Here is a 20,190-nt window from a genome sequence, read left to right as displayed (position 1 = left end):
ACTCGATTCACCTCCTCGTAGCTGCCGCGGTCCTGGGAGTGGCCTTGCCGACGCAGCAGCCGCGGACTGCACGCGGATCACGCTTCAGTCGACTTTCGGAGCCCACTCGGCTGACCCCGGGTAGCCAGGAGCCGCCCGGAATCCGGGAGGGGCTGGGCCGGTCAGTGCGTCCCCCAGGCGCTCCCTTTCGAACTCCACGCGGGTCACCAAGGCGGGTACGTCAAGCTGCGCCCGTCTGCGTCGGACGTCTGCCCGAGGCCTTCCGGCTGGTAGGCGACCCCAGGTCCGCGAGGGGGTATTCAGCTGAGGCGTTCGAGCACCATGGCCATGCCCTGTCCGCCTCCGACGCACATGGTCTCCACGCCCCACTGCGCGTCGCGCGTACGCAGCCCGTTGATCAACGTGGTCATGATGCGGGCGCCGGTCGCACCGAACGGATGCCCCAGCGCGATGGCCCCACCGTGCACGTTGAGCCTTTCCAGCGGGATGCGGAGTTCGCGCTGAGAGGCGATGACCTGAACGGCGAACGCCTCGTTCATCTCGAACAGGTCGATGTCCCCGATCGACAGGCCGGCGTGCGCGAGGGCCCGCCGTGTGGCCTCGACCGGTCCCAGGCCCATGATCTCCGGGGACAGGCCGGACACACCGGTGGCCACGATCCTGGCCAGGGGAGTGATGCCGAGCTCTCGCGCCCTGACGTCGCTCATGATGACCACGGCGGCGGCTCCGTCGTTCAGCGGGCAGGAGTTTCCGGCGGTGACCGAGCCGTTGGGCCGGAAGGCGGGCTGGAGACCTTCCAGGGCCTCGTACGTCGTGCCGGGGCGCGGGCTGTCGTCGGTCGCGATCACCGTGCCGTCGGGCCTTCGGACAGGGGTGATCTCCCGGGCGTGGAACCCGGACTCGGCGGCCTTGGCGTACAGCTGCTGGCTGCGCAGGGCGTAGTGATCCTGCTCCTGGCGGCTGATCTCGAAAAGGCCCGCGACGTTCTCCGCGGTCTGCCCCATGCCGATGTAGACGTCGGGCAGCAGGCCGTCGGAGCGGGGATCGGTCCACAGGCCGTTGGTTCGCGCGTCCTCCGCGGTACGGTCCCTGGCCTGCTCGAATGCCGGGTTCAAGACGTCGTCGGCATCCGCTCCGGTGGGTCCGAAGTGCCGGTAGCGGGAGACGCACTCGACACCCGCGCTGACGAAGACGTGGCCTTCTCCTGCCTTGATGGCGTGGAAGGCCATCCGGGCGGTCTGCAGGGAGGACGAGCAGAAACGGTTGACCGTGGTGCCGGGCACCTCGTCGAGCCCCAGCTGTACGGCCACCCGCCGGGCGATGTTGGCACCGTGCTCGCCGCTCGGCTCGGCGCAGCCGAGATGCAGGTCATCGATCTGTGTCGGGTCCAGTCCGGGTAGCTGGTCGAGGGCCGCGCGGACCGCCGTCACCGCGAGGTCGTCGGGGCGGACATCCATCAGGGAACCCTTGAAAGCGCGCCCGATGGGCGTGCGGGCGGCGGCGACTACGACGGCTTCAGGCATGTCATGCACCTCTCAGGATGGTGAACGGGTGCGTGCGGGCAGGCCGGCATGAAGGCGGCTCTCCAGCATTGAGGATACTGTACGGACCGTTTCGAATGAGAGCGTGGGCGCCTCTATTTCGCCAGGTCATCCGGCTGGGGCCCGCTGTTTTGAGCTCGCACCCCAGCGTGCCGTGCACCAGAAAAGATTACCGGCTGCGATCCTAGACGTTCCGTTTCGATTGACCTAGTGTGAGGCCACCTCGTGCAGAGAGGAGCACTCCAATGACGGCGTGCTTTCGACAGGCGGTGTTCGTTCCGCCACCCGTGTGTGTCGTTGCCCACGAGCTGGGTTTCTTCGCTCACGTCGGCCTTGAGGTCGAGACCGTGCTGATCGAGTCGTCGACGGACCAGCGTGACCGACTCCTGACCGACGACGTCGATGTGGGCGTCACGGCCATCGACAACCTCATCGTGTGGAACTCCGTCGGAGGCGACCTCCGAGTCGTCGCCCAGATCGAGTCGACGACACCGCTCCGGCTGGTCGCGCAGCCCTCGGTGAGAGGGCTGGAAGACCTGCGGGGCGCAACGCTCGGCGTCGATGCGCCGGACAACGGCTTCGCCGTCTTGCTCCGTCATCTCCTCGGTCACCATGGCCTCCCGCCCGGTGCGTACGAATTCGAGCCGGTGGGCGGAGTGCGCGAGCGCTTCGAGGCCCTGCGCTCACGGTCGATCGACGCGGCGTGGCTGGGGCCGCCGCTGGACGAGCTGGCGCAACAGGAGCGGTTCGTCTCGCTGCTCGCGGTCGAGGACGAGGTACCGGACTTCCCTGGGCTGGGTGTCGTGGCCGGCCCCACGACGCGGCAGGCGGGGCGGGAAAAGCTTTCCCTCTACCTCACGGCCCTCGAGGCGGCGCGGAAGTGGCTGCATGCCGCTGGGGACGAACAGATCCGGGACGTGCTGACGAGAGGCGGGTACGGGCCGGCCTCGGCGCGGGCCGCGCTGCGCACCCGCCCCGTTTCGCTGGCTCCTGCTCGTGCCGGTCTGGAGTGCGTCCTGACGATGCGCGACAAGCTCGGCATGATGCCCGACCGGGCGCCTGCTGCCGATGACCTGTACGACGGCCGCCCGCTCGGTCTGGAGCTGCGTCCATGACGCCCGACCCGTTCACGTCCGACGGCCGTCGCGATGACGCGGGGCGCGTCACGGACGGGCAGGTGGCGAAGAGCGTGCGTCATCTGCTCAGCGAGGACCGTACCTGCGAACTCCTGGGAATAGACGTCGAGTCGGCGGCCGACGGTCGGGCGCGCGCACGGATGCGGGTCCGGCCGGACATGGTCAACGGGCACGCGATCGTGCATGGCGGGCTCGTATTCGCTTTGGCCGACACCACGTTCGCCTGCGCCGTCAACAGCTTCGGCCCGCCGGTCGTCACGGCGAGCGCGGACATCGCCTTCCGGCGCCCCGGCCACCTCGGTGACGACCTGATCGCCGAAGCCGTGACCCGCTCCTGGCAGGGCCGCTCAGTGATCTGTGAGGTCACGGTGCGGCGCGGTGACGAGGTCATCGTCGAGTTCAGCGGGCGGGGGGCGCAGATCGTCCTGGCGGACGGTGTGCCGTCGGCGGGGAGCCATCCGGTCCCGGGCAGCCTGTCCGGACGAGCCGGCGATGAGGAGCACCGCGCCCGTCCGGCGGGCGCGGACACCGACGCGGTGGACGGACCAGCCGTGCCAGGGCGCACGCCGGGCCGCTAGATCCGCGGACGCCGAGCGCCCAGGTCGTCCGGCGGACGCGCGGGTGCAGAGATCAAACGGTACTTCCAAGTACCCGAGCCGCAAATGGAGTTCAGGTGTCACAGGACTGCGAAGTCATCGTTGTGGGTGGTGGACCCGTCGGGGTGATGGCCCTTGCTTTGCTGGGCCATGCCGGCGTGCGGGCCGTGGGGATCGAACGCGAGCCCGAGCTGTGGGAACAGGCGCGGGCCGTGCACTTCGACGGTGAGACCGTGCGTTCCTTCCAGTCCATGGGGCTGGGGGAGGAACTCTCCGCCCGGATCAAGCCGATGTGCGACTACCGTATGGAGAACGAGGCCGGCGAGACCCTGGTGGCCCATGCCACGGGGCAGATGGGACCTCAGGCATGGCACTCGGAGGTCCTGTTCCACCAGCCTGAGATCGACGCGCTGCTGCGCGCCGAAGTCGAGCGGCTCGCCGATGTGGAACTCCGGCTCGGTACTACGCTGCTGGACATCCAGCAAGGTGACGGCTCGGTGCGCTGCACCGTCCGTACACCGGACGGCACGACACAGACGCTCACCGCGCGATGGGTCATCGCCTGTGACGGTGCCACCTCGACCGTCAGGCGCACGCTCGGGATATCCGGCGAGAACCTCGGCACCGACGATCCGTGGCTCGTCGTCGACGGACACCTGCGCGGGACGGCGGGCATCAAGGGTGACATGGTCTTCCTCGGCCGGCACACCCGTCCCGCGCTCTGGATCAGGCTCCCGGGTGACCGGGTGCGCATGGAGTTCAAAGTCCTCCCCGAGGACGACCGGGAGGAGATCGCCACACCGGCGGGCATCGCCCGGTTGAGCCGAGGGGTTCTCACACCGCAGAACTTCGAGCCCGACCGCATCGCCGTTTACACCTTCCGCGCGCGGTTGGCCACGTCGTGGCGGGTCGGCAATGTGTTCCTCGCGGGCGACGCCGCTCACCTGGCACCTCCCCTGTTCGGCCAGGGATTGTGCGCCGGCCTGCGTGACGTGGCCAACCTGGTGTGGAAGATCCGTCTCGTCTCGCGTGGCAGAGCCCCCGAGTCCCTGCTCGACACCTACGCGTCCGAACGCAAGGACCACGCCAGGTACTGGGTCCAGCAGGCGGCGACGATGGCCGGACTCGTCCAGACCACCGACCCCGTGATGGCCGCCCAGCGGGATGCGCACATCCGTGCCAACCCGGCCGACGGCCTCCCGCAGGCACCCGCCCTGGGCCCGGGTGTGCACACGGGCCCGGCCGACCCACACGCCGGACGTATTTCGATGCAGCCGATGCTGCCCGACGGGACACGGCTCGACGACCTCGTGGGACGCCGGTTCCTGCTCGCGGCCACGCCCGAACTGACGGCCGGGCTGCCCGATTCCGTGCGCAAGGCGCTGGAGGCGGAGCCCGAGGTGGCCGTACTGACCTCCCCGCAGCACGTCGGCCAACTGCTCACCTCGATCGAGGCCTCCGCCGTCCTGGTCCGTCCCGACCGCTATGTGCTTGGGACGGCGCACACCCCCGAAGAGCTCGAAGCACTGCTCCGACTCCTGCCTCTCGCAGGCGCCCCGGAACCCCGGCGCGAGATGAGCCCGCCGCAGCAAGAGAACACCCTGCAGGCCTGACCCGCGCGCGTGCAAACACTGTTTCACTCACAGGAGTTCACCATGCACGACCAGCCCATCACCCACCTTCGGCACGTCGACATCGCCGTGCAGGACTACGACAAGCAGGTCGCCTTCTACGAGCAGCAGTGGGGGCTGACCAAGGCCGGCACCGACGGCGATGTCACGTACTTCGCCGCCGAGGGCTCGCCCGAGCAGTACGTCGTCCGTGTCCGCCGCTCCCAGGACAAGCGCCTCGACCTGGTCTCCTTCGGCGCCGCGGACCGCGCCGCGGTGGACGGCCTCGCCACCCGCCTCGCCACCGACGGCGTGAAGCTGGTCAGCGAGCCGGACACGCTCCAGACGCCCGGCGGCGGCTACGGCTTCCGGTTCTTCGACGTGGAGGGGCGCACCGTCGAGATCTCCACGGAGGTCGCCGCCCGCGCCCACCGCAAGGTCGAGGAGCGCGAGGACATCCCGGTGCGGCTGTCCCACGTCGTCCTCAATTCCCCCGAGCCCGAGCGCATGATGGCCTTCTACGAGAAGTACCTGGACTTCCGGCTCACCGACACCAACGTGCACCCCCAGCTCGGCGGGCTCATGTGGTTCCTGCGGTGCAACCCGCAGCACCACAGCATCGCGATCGCCCGGTGTCCCCATGTGTCGCTGCACCACGCGTCTTTCGAGATGCGCGGCCTTGAGGAGTACATGCGCGGCAGTGGCCGCCTGATGCGCGACGGCGTCCACAAGGTCTGGGGGCCCGGCCGGCACCGTGCCGGCGACAACACGTTCACGTACTTCCACGACCCCAACGGCAACACCATGGAATACACCACGGAGCTGGAGATCCTCGACGAGGACACCTGGCATCCCCACCTGTACAGCACCGATGACCCGGAGACCTCGGACGTGTGGGGGACTTCCAACCCGATGAACGAGTTCGTGTCCAAGGAGATGTTCAACGACCCGGACCGGGGATTGTTCATCCCGCCGCCGGTGTGACACGCCCAGGGTGCGAGGCGCACTCGGGACGCCGCCGGGGGAGGGCTCAGGATTCCCCGTCCGGCGACGGATGGGCTTCCAGACCGCGGATCCCCAGTTCCACGAGCTGTTCCGCGAGCGCGTCGTCGAGCGGGCTGACGCCGAACAGGAGATGGAAGTAGACCGGTGCGTAGAACAACTGGGCTGCCGACTTCGGATCGAGGTCGGACCGGAAGACGCCTTCGTCGATTCCCCTGCGCATCAGCTTCTCGACGGCCGCGGCGCGCTCCTGCCAGAAGCGCTCGCGGAAGTTGGCCATCGTCTCGGGGTCGTACTGCCCCTCGGCGATGATCTGTGCGACCAGCTTGCCCTGCGGGCCGGCGTAGCGGGAGATCAGCGACTTGAGGTGTGCCAGGAGGGCGTCGCGCACCGGCACCCCTTCGGGGATGCGGGTGTGCACCAGGTGGTTCTCCATGAAGGCGTCGATGACGACCGCGGCCTTGTTCGGCCACCACCGGTAGATCGTCGCCTTGCTGACCTTGGCCCGCTTGGCGATCGCCTCCATGGTCAGCTTCTGCACCGTGGTGGCGCGCCGGCCGTCGCGCACAAGGAGGTCCATGGTCGCGTCGAGGATCGCGCGACGACTCAATTCGCTTCGTACAGCCACGGAGCCAAGTTAACCCACGCACGGCCTCATTCCCCAATGTCAGCGCAGGATCGACAAGGGGATGAGCTTGCCATACGATACGAAACGTTTCGAATAAATGAAGGAGTTGTACACATGAAGCTCGGTCGGATCTCAGTACCTTCCCCCGACGGCGACCAGATCAGGATCGTCGCCGTGCGGCCCGACGAGGGCAGGGTCATCGACCTGGCCAGGGCCTACGCCGTGGGCAGGCAGGCCGAGGGCGCGACGCCGGACGCGGCCCGCCGACTGGCCGCGGCCCACTTCCCGTCGAGCATGGCCGCTGCCATCGCCGCCGGGCCGGCCTTCCTCGACGCCGCCCAATGGGCCGCGGACCGGGCCGCCGATGACGCCTCCCTGCCGATCGAGGGCCTGTCCTGGGTGGCGGCCGTCGACCCGCCGGTCATCCGTGACGGACTGACCTTCCCGGCGCACATGAAGGGGTTCCACGAGAGGGTGGGCGGCGGACTGCCCAACCCTCAGCTGTTCAAGACGCCCGGCTACTTCAAGGGATCCACCGGAGTGGTCTACGGCCACGACGAGGAGGTCCCTTACCCGAGCTACTCCGAATACGTCGACTACGAACTGGAGATGGGCTTCATCGTCGGAGCCGCGGGCAGCAATCTGACCCCCGACGGCGCCCGCGCCCACCTGTTCGGCGTCACGATCTTCAACGACTTCAGCGCGCGCGACGTCCAGGGCTACGAGATGGCCATGAGCATGGGCCCGCAGAAGTGCAAGGACTACGCGTACGGCATCGGTCCCTGGATCACGACCGTCGACGAACTGCCCTCCACCGACGGGCTCAAGGGCGTTGTCCGCGTCAACGGTGAGGTCTGGAGCGAGACCGCTGCCGAGGGAATGATCTACACGCCGGAAGAGATGCTCGCCTACGTCTCCATCAACGACAGGCTTCAGCCCGGCGACCTGATCGGCTCCGGCACGCTGCCCAACGGCTCCGGCCTGGAGCTCGACCGGCGACTGTCGCTCGGAGACGTCATCGAACTCGAACTGGAAGGCGTCGGTGTCCTGCGCAACCGACTGAGCGCCGAGCCGGACAAGGCCCCCTGGTGGCCCGAGCCCCGCCCGTACCCCTTCGGTACGCCGGCGAACTGACGACGGGACCGACAAAGATGACCAACCCGCACGCCATCAAGCCGATACGGCGCATCGTCACCGGCCACACCGCCGACGGCCGCTCCACCGTCATCAGCGACGGCCCGGCTCCCAACGTCTTCGTGTCCGACTCCGTCAAAGGGTTCGGCGCGATCGTCCCCTGGCAGACCGAACCGGGCGATGTCAGCAACGACGGCAACCAGGACGCGGCCTCCGCCGACGTCCAGGTGCCGATGCACCCCAAGCCCGGAGGAACGGTCTTCCGGATCGCGAGCTTCCCGCCCGACAGCGCCTACACCGCCGCCGCCGCCGACTCCCTCTTCGACGACATCGACGGCGAACATGCCCGCGACGCCGCCCAACACACCGTCGGCGGCCGCCACTTCTGGTTCCACCGCACCGACAGCCTGGACTACGCCCTTGTCCTCGAGGGTGAGATATGGCTGCTGACGGACGAGGGAGAGACCCTCGCCAGGGCCGGTGACGTGATCATCCAGCGAGGCACCAGCCACTCCTGGTCCAACCGCAGTGACACGACCTGTCGCGTGGCCTTCGTCCTCATCGGTGCCCTGCCCGTCGACACCGCTGTCTCATGAGCACCGCGCACGACATTCTGTGGATGCCCAGCATTGCCCGGCAGGAGGGCAGCGAACTGGCTCGCTACCGCCGTGGGCTGAAGGACTACGACGGCGGTGCCGACTACCTTGATCTCTGGCGCTGGTCGACGCGAGACCTGGGCCGGTTCTGGGAGTCCGTCGCCGAGTTCGAGGACGTACGACTCGGTGGTACCCCGACCGGTCCGGTGGCTCCGCGGGAGATGCCCGGAGGTACGTGGTTTCCCGGCCGTACCGTGAACTATGCCGAGCATGTGCTGCGCCGCTGCCCGGGCGAGGCGCTCGTCGTCGTGGACGACGACGGCACGTCCCACAAGCTCTCGCGAGCCGAACTCCGCAGCCAGGTCGCCGCCGTCTCCGCCGCGCTGCGCCGGATGGGTGTGGCCCACGGCGACCGGGTGGCCGCCGTCCTGCCCAACCGCGCGGAGGCCGTCGTGGGGCTCCTGGCCTGCGCGGCGGTGGGGGCCGTCTGGTCGGTCTGCTCCCCGGAGTTCGGCGCGGACGGGGTGACCTCCCGGTTCGCCCAGCTGGAGCCCAAGGTGCTGCTGCTCACGGACGGCTACCACTACGGCGGACGGACGCACGAGCGCACGGACGAGATGCGCACCCTGCTCGACCGGCTGCCGTCGGTGGAGCACGTGCTCTGGGTCGATCACCTCCACCCCGGAAACCTGCCCACGGCGGACCGCCCCGTGTCGCTCTGGGGCACGGTCGCCGCGGGAGGAGGCGAGCCGGAGTTCGACGAGCTGCCCTTCGACCACCCGCTGTGGGTGCTGTTCTCATCCGGTACCACCGGGGCACCCAAGGGCATCGTGCACGGCCATGGAGGTGTCCTCCTGGAACACCTCAAAGTCCTGCGGCTGCACTCGGACCTACGGGCCGGTGACCGCTATCTCACCGTCGCCAGCACCAGCTGGGTGGTGTGGAACATGCTGGTCTCCGGGCTCGCGGTCGGAGCCACGATCGTTCTGCTGGACGGGAACCCGGTCCGCCCGGACCTGGGGCGCGTCTTCCGCGTCGCGGACGAACACGACGTCGACACGCTCGGTGTCAGCGCCGGGTACCTGCACGCCTGCCTGAAGGCCGGCCTCGCCCCTGGAACCGGGGCGCTGCGGACGGTGCAGGTGACCGGATCACCGCTGTCCACCGACGGTTTCCGTTGGGTCTACGACCGGCTCGGCGACGTGTGGCTGACTTCCATGAGCGGCGGCACCGACGTGTGCTCGATCTTCGTCGGCGGAGCCCCCACGCTGCCCGTCCGCGTGGGCCGCATCCAGGCGCCCGCCCTGGGCGTTTCCGTCGAAGCGTGGGACGAGGACGGCAAGCCCGTGGTCGGCAAGCGGGGCGAGCTGGTGATCACGCAGCCGATGCCCTCGATGCCGCTCCGCTTCTGGAACGACTCCGACGGCCGGCGCTATCGGCAGAGCTACTTCTCCGTGTATGCCGGAGCGTGGCGGCACGGGGACTTCGTCGAGTTCGAGCCGGACGGCAGCAGTGTGATCCATGGCCGCTCGGACTCCACCCTGAACCGGCAGGGTGTGCGCATGGGTCCCGCGGACATCTACCGGGTCGTCGAGGCGCTGCCCGAGGTGCGCGAAGCCCTCGTCGTGGGCGCCGAACTGGGCGAAGACGCCTACTACATGCCGCTGTTCGTCGCCCTCCAGGAGAACGCCGACTTCGAAGCGGTGGCGCAGCGCATCAACCAGGTGATCCGGGAGGAGCTGTCACCGCGGCACGTGCCCGACGAGGTCGTGCCCATGCGCGGGATCCCGCACACCCGCACGGGAAAGAAGATCGAGGTGCCGGTCAAGCGCTTGCTGCAGGGAGCTTCCCTGAACGACGTCGTGGACCTGGGCGCGGTGGACGACAGCGCACTGCTCCAGGAGTACGCGGAGTTCGCCCACACCCGCCGGAAAGCATGAGGAAACCATGAGCCAGACCCCCTTCTCGCTGGGAACGTTCGCCGACGGACAGTCCGGTCCGTTCCCCGGCATCGTCGTGGACGACAGGGTGTACGACACCCGGACCGTTCTGCCCGCGGCCACGACCACATCGGTCCTACTGGCCGACTGGGACGCATCGCTGGACGCGCTCCAGTCCCTGGCCGACGCACCCGAGGGCGACGGGCGGCCGGTCGGGGAGCTCACGGTGCTCGCCCCGGTCCAGCCACCGGGACAGATCTTCGGTGCCGGGGCCAACTATCGCGAGCACGTCATCCAGATCACCGTGGCGCACCGCCTGGGAAAGGCGGACGCCACCGAGGAGGAACTGCGCGAGCAGGCCGCCCGGGAGATGGACGAGCGCGCCGCGCACGGCGAGCCCTACGTGTGGGTGGGCGTCCCGTCCGCGATCAGCGGCCCGTACGACGACGTGATCCTGCCCTCGCTCGGTGAGAACCATGACTGGGAACTCGAGCTGGGCGTGGTCATCGGGCGCGAGACACGCGAGGTGAGCCGTGACGAGGCACTGGACCACGTCGCCGGGTACACCATCTGCAACGACCTGACGACGCGCAGCCTGGTGCCTCGACCGGAGATCCCGATGATGGGCACCGACTGGATGCGGGCGAAGAACCAGCCCACGTTCTACCCCACGGGCCCCTACCTCGTGCCGGCGCGCTTCGTGCCCGACCCGCAGAACCTGGACATCACGCTCCGGCTCAACGGCAAGGTCATGCAGAAGGGCAACACCAACGACATGATCTTCGGAATCGCGGCCCTCATCTCATACATCTCGCACCGGGTGACGCTGCAGCCGGGCGACATGATCATCACTGGTTCGCCGCAGGGCAACGGCTCGCACTACGGCCGGTTCCTGCGGGCGGGCGACGTGATGGAGAGCGGGATCACCGGACTCGGCGCGCAGCGAAACCTCTGCAGGTAGCAGCCGTCACGTCCTTTGCTTGACCTCGAACTGCAGCGAGTGGGTGGTCAGCTTCTCCAGCAGTGCGATCAGCGTCCGCTGTTCGTCCGCGCTGAGCGAGCCCGCCCAGTCCTGTTCACGTTCGTTGTGCGCCTGGAAAGCCGTGGTGATCGCGTGCAGACCGCTCTCGGTGAGGCTGAGGTTGACCGCGCGGCCGTCCTGCGGGGCACGTGCCTTGGTGACGAGACCGTCCCGCTCCAGCGTGTTCACCAGCGCCGACACGGCCGCGCGACTCATGCCGGACAGCTCCGCGACCTTCTTGGCCTCGACGGGGCTCGACAGCCAGATCGCGAAAAGCACACGGAAGCCGGGCCACGACCATCCGCGGGGCCGGTGGACGGTTGATTCCAGGTCGTAGACCAGCATGTTCGCGGCCCGGTGGAGGGTGAGCACCAACCGCATCGCCAGCGGATCGACGCCGGGGAGCTCACGGCTCACGCGGCTGATCGCATGATCGATGAACGACCAGAAATGCAGGTCCTCGTTGTCCGGGTGCTCGTGCTCCACACCAGGAGTGTAGGCCGGACGGCCGATCATCCTCCGGCCTGCCTTCGCAGCCGGACTCTGCCGCATACCGCGCCCCGTTTTCCGAAACGTATCGAATGTCCCAGGGACAAGAGGAAAGCCTTTATGAGCACCAGGACCGCTGCCGCAGAAGTCCTCAGTGAGACGTCGCTCTTCCAGGAGTCGGCCTACGTCGACGGACGCTGGGTCAGTCACGGTGAGTCCGGGCGGTTCTCCGTCGACAACCCTTCCACGGGCGCGACGATCGCGGATCTGCCGTCCATGAGCCGGGCCCAGGTGGCCGATGCCATCACGGCGGCCGGCCGCGCGCTCCCGGACTGGCGCGCCCGGTCCGGCAAGCAGCGGGCCCAGGTCCTGCGCGGTCCACGGCATCGACGAGTACCTGGAGATGAAGTACCTCTCCTGGGAAGGCGCGGGTGCCCGGTAGACCTCCACGGACTCAACGCACACGACGAACGAAAGGACAGGCATGCCCGCATACACCCGTGCCGAGGCACGTGACTGGGCCCGCGAGAAGCTTGTCGGCGCGGTCAACTGCACCATCCCCTCGTTCACCGGCGACCTGCGGGCCGTCAACGAACGAGCCGTCCGCCACGACATCCGCCTCGCCAAGGAGCATGGTTTCATCGGCACCCTCGGTGTCTCCGAGATCAGCATCACCCTCGACGAGTACCTGGAGTTCCTCCGCATCTCCAAGGACGAGGCCGGCGACGGCTTCTACGTCGTCCACCACGCGAGCTGGAACGACCTCGAGCAGAACCTCGAAGCGGTCCGTGGCGCCGAAGCGGCGGGAGCGGACCTGGTGCTGCTGGCCTACCCGCCCAACTTCTACCCGGAGTCCGAGCAGGAGATCTACGACTACACCAAGGCGGTCTGCGAGGCCACGAACCTCGGGATCATCCTGTTCCCGATGACCATCTGGAACTTCGGCGCTCGCATCCACCCCTCCGATCTCCCGAGCCGGCTGATCCGCCGACTGATCGACGACATCCCCAACATCGCGGTCATCAAGGCCGAAGGCGGATACCCCAACATCCAGAGCGCCGTCGAGTGCAACCGGCTCTTCGGTGGCGAGGTGGTCATATCGGTGCCGATCGAGGGCGATCTGATCCCTCTGTCGCAGGTGATGCCCATTCAGTTGTCGGCGACCAGCGACCACGAGTACTTCGGCCCGATGATCCCGCGCGTCATGCAACTGCTGCGCGACGGGAAACATGACGAGGCGACGGCGATCTACTGGCAGCTGCACCCCGCCCGCAAGACCAAGGCCGCACTGTTCGGGACCCTGCACGGTGGGTCGGTCCTCAACCGCCAGGCCTGGAAGTTCCAGGGCTGGCTGCAGGGGTACAACGGCGGACCGCTCCGCCAGCCGACGATGCGCCTCCAGGACAGCCAGATGGCCGCCCTGCGCAAGGGACTCGTGGACGCCGGCCTGGAGCCGAGCATGGAACCCATCCGTGAGTTCTTCACCGGACGCCACCGGGCCTGACAACACGACCCCGAACCGCCCCCGGGGCCGTGGTTGTCCGACTCAAGCGGCTGATGACCGTTCAGTGTTCTTGAAAGGCACGGCTGATGCGGGCGTCCAGAGACACGCCAGCGCCCCGTTCGCCCGCGAGACGCGCGCACAGCGCCGCCACGGTCAGATCCTGCAGAGCGGACCCGACCGACTTGTAGAGCACGATGTCATCGGTTCCGGTCCGGCCCGGTGCGCGACCGGATACCACGTCGGCGAGAGGAACGAGCTTGTCGGTGAACTCCAGGCCCTCGGCCCGTGCTGCGATGAAGTCACCGGTCTCGTGGGCGACTTCGTCGACAAGGTCGCACACCACGACATCCGCGCGGTCGATGGCGACGGGGTCGAGTTCACGCTGCTCGGGCAGCGTCGACCCGATGGACACGACTGTCGTACCCGGCTTGAGCCAGGTGCCGCGAACGGTGGGCTTCTCGTCCCGGGACCGGGCGGCGCACAGCACCAGATCCACGCCGTCGACCGCGTCCTCGGGCGCCTCGGCGGGGACCACCTCGGCCGCCAGGTCGGTGAACGACCCGGCGAACCGGGCTCGGCTCGCCGGGCTCGGGCTGTAGACCCGTACGGAGGTGAGCTCCCGCGTCGCGGCCAGGGCCCGAAGGTGATTCGTGGCCTCGAACCCCGAGCCGATGACGGCGACCGAGAGCGGCCTTTGCGGTGCCAGGAACCGGACGGCGAGGGCCGAGGTCGCCGCGGTACGGAAGCCCGTGATCGACCGGCCGTCCAGCAGGGCGACGAGCTCCGTGGTCTCGAGGTCGAACAGTGCCACGAGGTAGGCGCCCCTGCGCTTGCCGTTCGACACGGCGATGAGCTTGGCTCCCATCACACCGCTGCTCGGGAGTATCCCGCTGAGGGTGCGCATCCACTCCTCCTCGCCCCTGGCCATCGTCCGCGGGGGAAAGTGAGCTTCGGAGACCGGAGCGGCGTAGGCCCCGTGCAGAGCCTTCAGCGCGGACTCCCAGTCGAGCAGGGAACGGACGTCGTCGTCGGTGAGATACACGGCCATGGGGAAGCTCCTTGCGGGTGAGCCGGTCGACCGGAGGAGAGGGGTGCGCGCGACAGGCCGGAAGACGCCGGCTACGAAGATCGTGGCGAGTGCGAGCCGAGAGATGCTGGGGCACGCCAACTCCTGGTATACCTCGGCTCGTTGACGGGCAGGGCCGTGCAGATCGCGGGGGGATCAGGCGGGGTATGAGCCGGGCGACCGGCCTGCTCTGTTCGATGCGGTACGTATCGTTTCGATTCGTGCTCACTTTAATTGGCGACCGCACTGTCCGCAATCCCGTGCGCGCCTTTTCGATAAAGGTGGCTACGCCGAGATTTCCCCGAAGCGGATCACGCGCGATCCCCGACCGTCGGCCGTACCGGTCCGTCCGCAAGGGCCCGGCGGCAGAAGTCTGCGAACGCCTTGGCTCGTCTGGTGAGGTTGGCGCGGGCGGGCCAGGCGAGCAGCACGGGCATGTCCGGCACCTCCTCCCGGATCTCGCATTCGGCCAGCGGTACGCCCTCGTGGCTGATGCCGGAGGCCGGCCGCTGGATCAGAAGTGAGTAGCCGAGGCCCCGCGCCACCAATGACCGCACCGTCTCGAAGCTGCTCGTCGTATGCCGGATCACCGGCCGTATGCCGAGCGAAGCGAGCAGCTCCGTGAAGTAGTGCCGACTCGGTGGGTTGTCGAGCATGACCATCGGTTCGTCCGCGAGGTCGTGCAGGCTCACCGGCGCCTGCCCGGCCAGGGGGTGCGCGCGGGGCAGGAGCAGATGCGGCCGGGTGATGTACAGCGTCTCCTGCTGGATGCCCGGCTGCAGGTCGAGGTCGTACAGCAGGGCCATCTCGCAGCTGCCGTCGAGAAGTTTCTCCTGAAGTTCCACCTGAGTGCCCTCCGCGAAGCTCAGCCGCACCGTCGGATGCTCGGTGGCGAAACCCTCCAGGACGCCGGGCATCAGGAACGGAGCCAGCGTCGTGTAGCAGCCGACCGTCAGGTTCCCGGAGAGCTCCCCGCCCAGGTTGCGTGCGCTGGAGACCAGTTCGTCCGCGTGGGCGAGCAGCGGGCGCGCGTCGGCGAGCACGGCCAGACCGGCCTGAGTGATCGTCAGCCCTTTGGCCTGGCGGCGCAGGAAGAGCTGGACCCCGAGGGTGCGCTCGAGCTCGCTGACGGCCAGGGCGATCGTCGACTGGGAGATGTGCTCGCGTGCCGCGGCGCCCGCGATGGTTCCGGCCTCGGCCGCCGCCACGAAGAACCGGAGCTGGCGCAGTGAGAGCGTCATGGTCCATACCTCAGGATTCCTGTGGTTGTTGTCGGCGCATTGCTGGATTCCAGAGTATTCCGTGCTCAGGCGGCGTACCGCACAGTCGTTGCAGCCCGATGCGGCCGACATCCCCTGTCCGGATGTCGCCGACACGTGAGGAGCCGCCATGTCCATCGCACGCAATCTCACCAGCAAGGACCTCCATGCCGACCCGCATCCCGTCTACCGCGCACTCAGGGACGACGACCCCTGGGCCTGGTCGGACGGACTCGGTCTGTGGCTCGTCAGCCGCTACGAGGACGTCGTCTTCGTCGACGAGCACCCCGAGATCTTCGCCGCGCACCAGGAGAACTCCCTCGCCGAACGCACCATGGGTCTGGTCATGATCCGAACCGACGGCGACGCCCACCGCAGGCTGCGCTCGGCGGTGGACGGCCCGCTGAAGCGTCGCAACGTGCGTCAGCAGTGGTCGGCGGGGCTCACCTCGCACGCCACGGAACTCGCCGGGCGGTTGGCCGAGAAGCCCGAGTTCGACCTGGTGTCGGACTTCGCGGCGCCGTTCGCCGCCCAGGCGCTGATGCGGACGGCGGGGCTCCCCGACGTGACCACCGAGCAGGTCGTCGAGTGGTCGCGTGCCTTCATCGCGGGCCTGGCCAACCACGACGACGACCCGGCGGTCTGGGAGCGGGCCGGACGCGCCAGGACCGAGGTGGGGGAGCTGGTCCGCGAGGCCGTCGCCCGCGTGACGGCCGCACCGGACCACACCGTGATCTCCGCGATGGTGCACGCCGAGCTCGCCGAACCGCTGACGGTCGAGGAGATCGCCACTCAGGTGCGTCTGATGGTCTCCGGCGGCTTCAACGAGCCCTTGCACGCGCTGGCCACCCTGGTCTGGCAGCTGTGTGAACAGCCTCAGCTGCGCGACCGCGTGCTGGCCGACTCCGAGGCCCTCGACGCGGCCATCGAGGAGACGATGCGCTGGCTCACCCCCGTCGGAGCCTTTCCGCGTCAGCTCGCCGTCGACCACACGGTGGGGGACGTGACCTTGCGGGCGGGGGACAAGCTGCTCGCGCTCGCCGCGTCGGCCAACCGGGACGACCGGAAGTTCGCCGGCCCCGACGCCTTCGACATCGACCGTCCCGAACTGTCGGACCACCTGGCCTTCTCGCTCGGCGCCCACTACTGCCTCGGCACCTATCTGGCGCGGGAGCAGCTCCGTACCGCGGTGCCCGCACTGTTCAACTCGCTCACCGGGCTGCACGTCACCAGCACTCCGAACCTCGTCGGCTGGATGTTCCGCGGCCCGGAATCGGTCCTCATGCGTCACGACGCCGCCCAGGGCGTGAACGGAGCGGCACAGTGATACAGCTCTGTCCGATCGCGGACCTCACCCCCGGTGCGGTCATCCGGATCGCCAGGCCCGACGTGCCGGTCCCCCTGGCACTCGTCAAGGTCGGCGAACGTGTCTTCTGTATCGACGACACCTGCTCCCACGAGACCGCCTCGCTCTCCGACGGCTGGCTCGACGGCCATGAGATCGAATGCCCGCTGCACGAGTCACGTTTCGACCTGCGCACCGGCAAGCCCGACTGCCCGCCCGCGCGGCGGCCCATCCGTACCCACGTCGTGCAGGTCGTCGACGGCATGGTGTGCGTCGACGCAACGTCGTTGGCGCTGGCCGCGGAGACCGCGCGATGACCACGATCGCCGTCGTCGGCACCGGACTGGCCGGTGTCAGAGCCGCCGAAGCCCTCCGCGCCGACGGCTACGACGGGCGTCTCGTGCTGGTCGGTGAGGAGGCCGCGCAGCCCTATGACCGGCCTCCGTTGTCCAAGCAGGTGCTGCTGGGCAAGTGCGAGAGCCAGGACATCGCGCTGACGGACGATGACCTGCGTGCCGTGCTCGACGCCGAATGGCTGCTCGGTACCCGCGCCACCGCTCTCGATCCGGCCTCACGGGCGCTCACCCTCGCCGACGGGCGAAGCCTGTACGCGGACGGTGTGGTCATCGCTACGGGAGCCCGCGCTCGCACACTCCCCGGAATGCCGCGGCTGCCTGGGGTGCACACCCTCCGCACGCTCGATGACGCACACCGATTGCGCGAGGACCTGTCCCGTCCCGGCCGGGTCGTCGTGGTGGGAGGCGGGTTCATCGGCGCGGAGGTCGCCTCCTCGGCGCGTGCCCTCGGACACGAGGTGACCATCGTCGAGTACGAACAGAAGCCGCTGCTACGTCAGTTGGGGCCCGACGCCGCCGGCATCCTGGGTCGCCTGCACACGGACCACGGGGTCGCTCTGGTGACCGGCGTGGGTGTCACGGGCCTCGTCGGCGAGGACGGGGTGCGAGCGGTGGAGCTGTCCGACGGCCGCCTCCTTCCCGCGGACGTGGTGGTCGTCGGCGTGGGAGCCGTGCCCAACACCGAGTGGCTGACGGGTTCCGGTGTCGCCTGCGACAACGGCGTTCTCACGGACGAGCGGTGCCGTACCACCGTGCTCGGGGTCGTCGCGGCGGGTGACGTGGCCGCGTACCGCTGCCGCGGGGGGCGGCTGCGCATCGAGCACTGGACCAACGCGCGGGACATGCCGGTCATCGCAGCCGGATCGCTGCTGGCCACGCTGCGAGGGCAGGACCCCATGGCACAACCGGTCCACGACCCGCTGCCCTATGTGTGGTCGGACCAGTACGGCGTCCAACTCCAGATCGCGGGCCGACCTGGCGTCGACGACGTGCTCGAACTCGTCTCGGGCTCGTTCGACGACAGCTTCGCAGCCGTGTACCGGCGCGACGGCGAGATCTCCGGCGTCCTCGCGGTCGACAGCCCAAGGGAGTTCGGACGGCTGCGGCGGGATCTCCGCAGCGCCTGGAGCGTCCGGTAGCCCAGTCGACGCTTCGCCGACCCACTCAACTTTCCAGAGGAACACAGACATGTCTCATGAAGTCCGCGCTGTCGTGGCCCGCAGCAAAGGCGCCCCTGTCTCGGTGGAGACCATCCTGGTGCCCGACCCCGGACCGGGGGAGGCCCTGGTGCGGGTGCAGGCCTGCGGGGTGTGCCACACCGACCTGCACTACCGCGAGGGCGCCATCGGGGACGACTTCCCCTACCTGCTCGGCCATGAGGCCGCGGGAGTCGTCGAAGCGGTCGGTGAAGACGTCACCGACGTCGGCCCCGGTGATTTCGTCATCCTCAACTGGCGGGCGGTGTGCGGGCGGTGCCGTGCCTGTCGGCGCGGCCGGCCCTGGTACTGCTTCGACACGCACAACGCACGGCAGAGGATGACGCTGAAGGACGGCACGGAGCTGTCGGCCGCCCTCGGTATCGGGGCCTTCGCGGAGAAGACCCTCGTGGCCGCCGGCCAGTGCACGAAAGTCCCCCAGGTCCGGCCCGAAGCGGCAGGCCTCCTCGGCTGCGGGCTCATGGCCGGGCTGGGAGCCGCGCTCAACACCGCACCCGTCGGCAGGGGACAGAGTGTCGCGGTGATCGGCTGCGGCGGCGTCGGTGACGCGGCGATCGCCGGTGCCCGCCTCGCCGGAGCGGCCAGGATCATCGCGGTGGACATCGACGACCGGAAGCTGGCCCTGGCCGAGACCTTCGGCGCCACGCACACCGTCAACTCCCGCGATACCGACCCCGTGACGACGATCCGCGAGCTCACCGGCGGGCACGGCGCGGACGTGGTGATCGATGCCGTCGGCCGTCCGGAGACGTACCAGCAGGCCTTCCACGCCCGGGACCTGGCCGGGACCGTCGTGCTGGTGGGGGTCCCGACGCCGGACATGAAGCTGGAGCTGCCGCTGCTGGAGGTCTTCGGCCGCGGTGGGGCGCTGAAGTCGTCCTGGTACGGCGACTGTCTGCCCTCGAGGGACTTTCCGATGCTGGTCGACCTGTACCGGCAAGGGCGACTGGACCTGGACGCCTTCGTCACCGAAACGATCACCCTCGACGAGGTGGAGAAGGCCTTCGAGAAGATGCACTCAGGTGAGGTGCTGCGGTCCGTGGTGGTGTTCTGAGTGGCCGCACGAGTCGAACAGGTCGTCACCACCGGAGAGTTCACCCTCGACGGCGGTACGTGGGAAGTGGACAACAACGTCTGGATCGTCGGGAACGACGAGGAGGCCCTTGTCATCGACGCCTCCCACGACGCGGACGCGATCGCCGCAGCCGTCGGCCAGCGTCGACTGACCGCGATCGTGTGCACGCATGCCCACAACGACCACATCAACGCCGCCCCGGCGCTCGCCGCCCGCACCGGTGCACCGATCCTTCTCCACCTGGACGACCGCCTCCTGTGGCGGAACGTCCACCCGGACAGATCCCCGGACGGTTACCTTTCCGACAGGCGTGGGCTCACAGTCGCCGGTACGGAACTCATCGTGCTGCACACGCCCGGCCACAGCCCCGGGGCCATCTGTCTGTACACGCCGGACCTCGGCACCGTCTTCACCGGCGACACGCTCTTCGCCGACGGCCCGGGGGCCACCGGGCGGTCGTTCTCGGACTTCCCCACCATCATCCGTTCGATCCGCAGCGAACTCCTGCCCCTGCCGCCGGACACCCGGGTGCTCACCGGGCACGGAGCGACCACGACCATCGGGGCCGAGGCTCCGCATCTGGAGGAGTGGATCGTCCGCGGGCACTGAATTCTCCGCTCCGGTCTTCCCAGGAGCGGGCGGCACAGGTACCGTCCAAATAATCAAAGCTTTGAT

20 protein-coding genes are annotated in these 20,190 nt (G+C 68.8%); 15 read left to right on the top strand and 5 right to left on the bottom strand.

What is annotated here, in order from left to right:
- Positions 1-299: 299 nt before the first annotated feature.
- The gene (locus tag JIX55_RS04915; RefSeq protein ID WP_257561990.1) at positions 300-1,523 is read right to left on the bottom strand and encodes an acetyl-CoA C-acetyltransferase; all 1,224 of its coding nucleotides are present in this window, start codon (positions 1,521-1,523) and stop codon (positions 300-302) included.
- A 263-nt stretch (positions 1,524-1,786) separates the two neighbouring features.
- Between JIX55_RS04915 and JIX55_RS04910 the strand changes: the two genes are divergently transcribed.
- From JIX55_RS04910 to JIX55_RS04895, 4 genes are all read left to right on the top strand, one after another.
- The gene (locus JIX55_RS04910; protein WP_257561989.1) at positions 1,787-2,656 is read left to right on the top strand and encodes an ABC transporter substrate-binding protein; all 870 of its coding nucleotides are present in this window, start codon (positions 1,787-1,789) and stop codon (positions 2,654-2,656) included.
- Positions 2,653-3,255, top strand: a complete 603-nt coding sequence (locus JIX55_RS04905) for a hotdog fold thioesterase (RefSeq protein WP_257561988.1) — start codon at positions 2,653-2,655, stop codon at positions 3,253-3,255. Before JIX55_RS04910 ends, JIX55_RS04905 begins: the two co-directional genes overlap by 4 nt.
- 95 nt (positions 3,256-3,350) lie before the next feature.
- The gene (locus JIX55_RS04900; protein WP_257561987.1) at positions 3,351-4,886 is read left to right on the top strand and encodes a bifunctional 3-(3-hydroxy-phenyl)propionate/3-hydroxycinnamic acid hydroxylase; all 1,536 of its coding nucleotides are present in this window, start codon (positions 3,351-3,353) and stop codon (positions 4,884-4,886) included.
- Between the two features lie 42 nt (positions 4,887-4,928).
- A complete protein-coding gene (locus tag JIX55_RS04895) occupies positions 4,929-5,867 on the top strand; it encodes a VOC family protein (RefSeq protein ID WP_257561986.1) in 939 nt (312 codons plus the stop codon).
- A 46-nt stretch (positions 5,868-5,913) separates the two neighbouring features.
- Here JIX55_RS04895 and JIX55_RS04890 read toward each other — a convergent pair whose 3' ends face one another.
- Entirely contained in the window at positions 5,914-6,513 is a 600-nt protein-coding gene (locus JIX55_RS04890; RefSeq protein ID WP_257561985.1) for a TetR/AcrR family transcriptional regulator, read from the bottom strand.
- 114 nt (positions 6,514-6,627) lie between these two features.
- On the opposite strand from JIX55_RS04890, the gene JIX55_RS04885 reads away from it, so the two are divergent.
- Genes JIX55_RS04885 through JIX55_RS04870 form a run of 4 tightly spaced genes read left to right on the top strand, consistent with a single transcriptional unit; the run spans position 6,628 to position 11,144 of the window.
- Complete coding sequence (locus JIX55_RS04885) at positions 6,628-7,647, top strand: fumarylacetoacetate hydrolase family protein (protein ID WP_257561984.1); 1,020 nt, start codon at positions 6,628-6,630, stop codon at positions 7,645-7,647.
- Between the two features lie 17 nt (positions 7,648-7,664).
- On the top strand, positions 7,665-8,243 hold the full coding sequence (locus tag JIX55_RS04880) for a cupin domain-containing protein (protein ID WP_257561983.1): 579 nt from the start codon (positions 7,665-7,667) through the stop codon (positions 8,241-8,243).
- On the top strand, positions 8,240-10,183 hold the full coding sequence (locus JIX55_RS04875; protein WP_257561982.1) for an acetoacetate--CoA ligase: 1,944 nt from the start codon (positions 8,240-8,242) through the stop codon (positions 10,181-10,183). The genes JIX55_RS04880 and JIX55_RS04875 overlap by 4 nt, the downstream gene beginning before the upstream one ends.
- Before the next feature lie 7 nt (positions 10,184-10,190).
- Positions 10,191-11,144 carry a fumarylacetoacetate hydrolase family protein gene (locus tag JIX55_RS04870; RefSeq protein WP_257561981.1) on the top strand — a complete coding sequence of 318 codons (954 nt, stop codon included), beginning with the start codon at positions 10,191-10,193 and terminating at the stop codon, positions 11,142-11,144.
- A gap of 6 nt (positions 11,145-11,150) precedes the next feature.
- Here JIX55_RS04870 and JIX55_RS04865 read toward each other — a convergent pair whose 3' ends face one another.
- The gene (locus JIX55_RS04865) at positions 11,151-11,690 is read right to left on the bottom strand and encodes a MarR family winged helix-turn-helix transcriptional regulator (protein ID WP_257561980.1); all 540 of its coding nucleotides are present in this window, start codon (positions 11,688-11,690) and stop codon (positions 11,151-11,153) included.
- Between JIX55_RS04865 and JIX55_RS51355 the strand changes: the two genes are divergently transcribed.
- Positions 11,634-12,209 carry an aldehyde dehydrogenase family protein gene (locus tag JIX55_RS51355; RefSeq protein WP_443046373.1) on the top strand — a complete coding sequence of 192 codons (576 nt, stop codon included), beginning with the start codon at positions 11,634-11,636 and terminating at the stop codon, positions 12,207-12,209. The genes JIX55_RS04865 and JIX55_RS51355 overlap by 57 nt on opposite strands.
- Positions 12,178-13,197, top strand: coding sequence for a dihydrodipicolinate synthase family protein (locus tag JIX55_RS04860; RefSeq protein ID WP_257561979.1), 1,020 nt, complete (start codon positions 12,178-12,180; stop codon positions 13,195-13,197). The genes JIX55_RS51355 and JIX55_RS04860 overlap by 32 nt, the downstream gene beginning before the upstream one ends.
- Before the next feature lie 61 nt (positions 13,198-13,258).
- On the opposite strand, the gene JIX55_RS04855 is transcribed toward JIX55_RS04860, so the two are convergent.
- Together JIX55_RS04855 and JIX55_RS04850 are read right to left on the bottom strand one after the other, a co-directional pair.
- Positions 13,259-14,245, bottom strand: a complete 987-nt coding sequence (locus JIX55_RS04855) for an ornithine cyclodeaminase family protein (RefSeq protein WP_257561978.1) — start codon at positions 14,243-14,245, stop codon at positions 13,259-13,261.
- Between the two features lie 329 nt (positions 14,246-14,574).
- Complete coding sequence (locus JIX55_RS04850) at positions 14,575-15,504, bottom strand: LysR family transcriptional regulator (protein WP_257561977.1); 930 nt, start codon at positions 15,502-15,504, stop codon at positions 14,575-14,577.
- 148 nt (positions 15,505-15,652) lie between these two features.
- Between JIX55_RS04850 and JIX55_RS04845 the strand changes: the two genes are divergently transcribed.
- The 5 genes from JIX55_RS04845 to JIX55_RS04825 are packed head-to-tail and all read left to right on the top strand — an operon-like array spanning position 15,653 to position 20,124.
- Entirely contained in the window at positions 15,653-16,849 is a 1,197-nt protein-coding gene (locus tag JIX55_RS04845; protein ID WP_257561976.1) for a cytochrome P450, read from the top strand.
- On the top strand, positions 16,846-17,184 hold the full coding sequence (locus JIX55_RS04840) for a bifunctional 3-phenylpropionate/cinnamic acid dioxygenase ferredoxin subunit (RefSeq protein ID WP_257561975.1): 339 nt from the start codon (positions 16,846-16,848) through the stop codon (positions 17,182-17,184). Before JIX55_RS04845 ends, JIX55_RS04840 begins: the two co-directional genes overlap by 4 nt.
- Positions 17,181-18,362, top strand: a complete 1,182-nt coding sequence (locus JIX55_RS04835) for an NAD(P)/FAD-dependent oxidoreductase (RefSeq protein ID WP_257561974.1) — start codon at positions 17,181-17,183, stop codon at positions 18,360-18,362. The genes JIX55_RS04840 and JIX55_RS04835 overlap by 4 nt, the downstream gene beginning before the upstream one ends.
- Before the next feature lie 49 nt (positions 18,363-18,411).
- Complete coding sequence (locus tag JIX55_RS04830) at positions 18,412-19,494, top strand: S-(hydroxymethyl)mycothiol dehydrogenase (RefSeq protein WP_257561973.1); 1,083 nt, start codon at positions 18,412-18,414, stop codon at positions 19,492-19,494.
- Positions 19,495-20,124 (top strand): MBL fold metallo-hydrolase, encoded by a 630-nt coding sequence (locus JIX55_RS04825; RefSeq protein WP_257561972.1) that lies wholly within the window; start codon positions 19,495-19,497, stop codon positions 20,122-20,124.
- Positions 20,125-20,190: the final 66 nt, after the last annotated feature.

Source organism: Streptomyces sp. DSM 40750, assembly GCF_024612035.1.
GTDB lineage: Bacteria > Actinomycetota > Actinomycetes > Streptomycetales > Streptomycetaceae > Streptomyces.
The sequence above is the reverse complement of the archived record's forward strand: the minus strand, read 5'-3'. Positions and strand labels throughout refer to the sequence as shown.

Bases quoted from the DNA above. Each gene is read 5' to 3' on its own strand.
- JIX55_RS04915 (WP_257561990.1), bottom strand. From the start codon at position 1,523: ATGCCTGAAGCCGTCGTAGTCGCCGCCGCCCGCACGCCCATCGGGCGC.
- JIX55_RS04910 (WP_257561989.1), top strand. From the start codon at position 1,787: ATGACGGCGTGCTTTCGACAGGCGGTGTTCGTTCCGCCACCCGTGTGT.
- JIX55_RS04905 (WP_257561988.1), top strand. From the start codon at position 2,653: ATGACGCCCGACCCGTTCACGTCCGACGGCCGTCGCGATGACGCGGGG.
- JIX55_RS04895 (WP_257561986.1), top strand. From the start codon at position 4,929: ATGCACGACCAGCCCATCACCCACCTTCGGCACGTCGACATCGCCGTG.
- JIX55_RS04885 (WP_257561984.1), top strand. From the start codon at position 6,628: ATGAAGCTCGGTCGGATCTCAGTACCTTCCCCCGACGGCGACCAGATC.
- JIX55_RS04880 (WP_257561983.1), top strand. From the start codon at position 7,665: ATGACCAACCCGCACGCCATCAAGCCGATACGGCGCATCGTCACCGGC.
- JIX55_RS04875 (WP_257561982.1), top strand. From the start codon at position 8,240: ATGAGCACCGCGCACGACATTCTGTGGATGCCCAGCATTGCCCGGCAG.
- JIX55_RS04870 (WP_257561981.1), top strand. From the start codon at position 10,191: ATGAGCCAGACCCCCTTCTCGCTGGGAACGTTCGCCGACGGACAGTCC.
- JIX55_RS51355 (WP_443046373.1), top strand. From the start codon at position 11,634: ATGATCGATGAACGACCAGAAATGCAGGTCCTCGTTGTCCGGGTGCTC.
- JIX55_RS04860 (WP_257561979.1), top strand. From the start codon at position 12,178: ATGCCCGCATACACCCGTGCCGAGGCACGTGACTGGGCCCGCGAGAAG.
- JIX55_RS04855 (WP_257561978.1), bottom strand. From the start codon at position 14,245: ATGGCCGTGTATCTCACCGACGACGACGTCCGTTCCCTGCTCGACTGG.
- JIX55_RS04850 (WP_257561977.1), bottom strand. From the start codon at position 15,504: ATGACGCTCTCACTGCGCCAGCTCCGGTTCTTCGTGGCGGCGGCCGAG.
- JIX55_RS04845 (WP_257561976.1), top strand. From the start codon at position 15,653: ATGTCCATCGCACGCAATCTCACCAGCAAGGACCTCCATGCCGACCCG.
- JIX55_RS04835 (WP_257561974.1), top strand. From the start codon at position 17,181: ATGACCACGATCGCCGTCGTCGGCACCGGACTGGCCGGTGTCAGAGCC.
- JIX55_RS04830 (WP_257561973.1), top strand. From the start codon at position 18,412: ATGTCTCATGAAGTCCGCGCTGTCGTGGCCCGCAGCAAAGGCGCCCCT.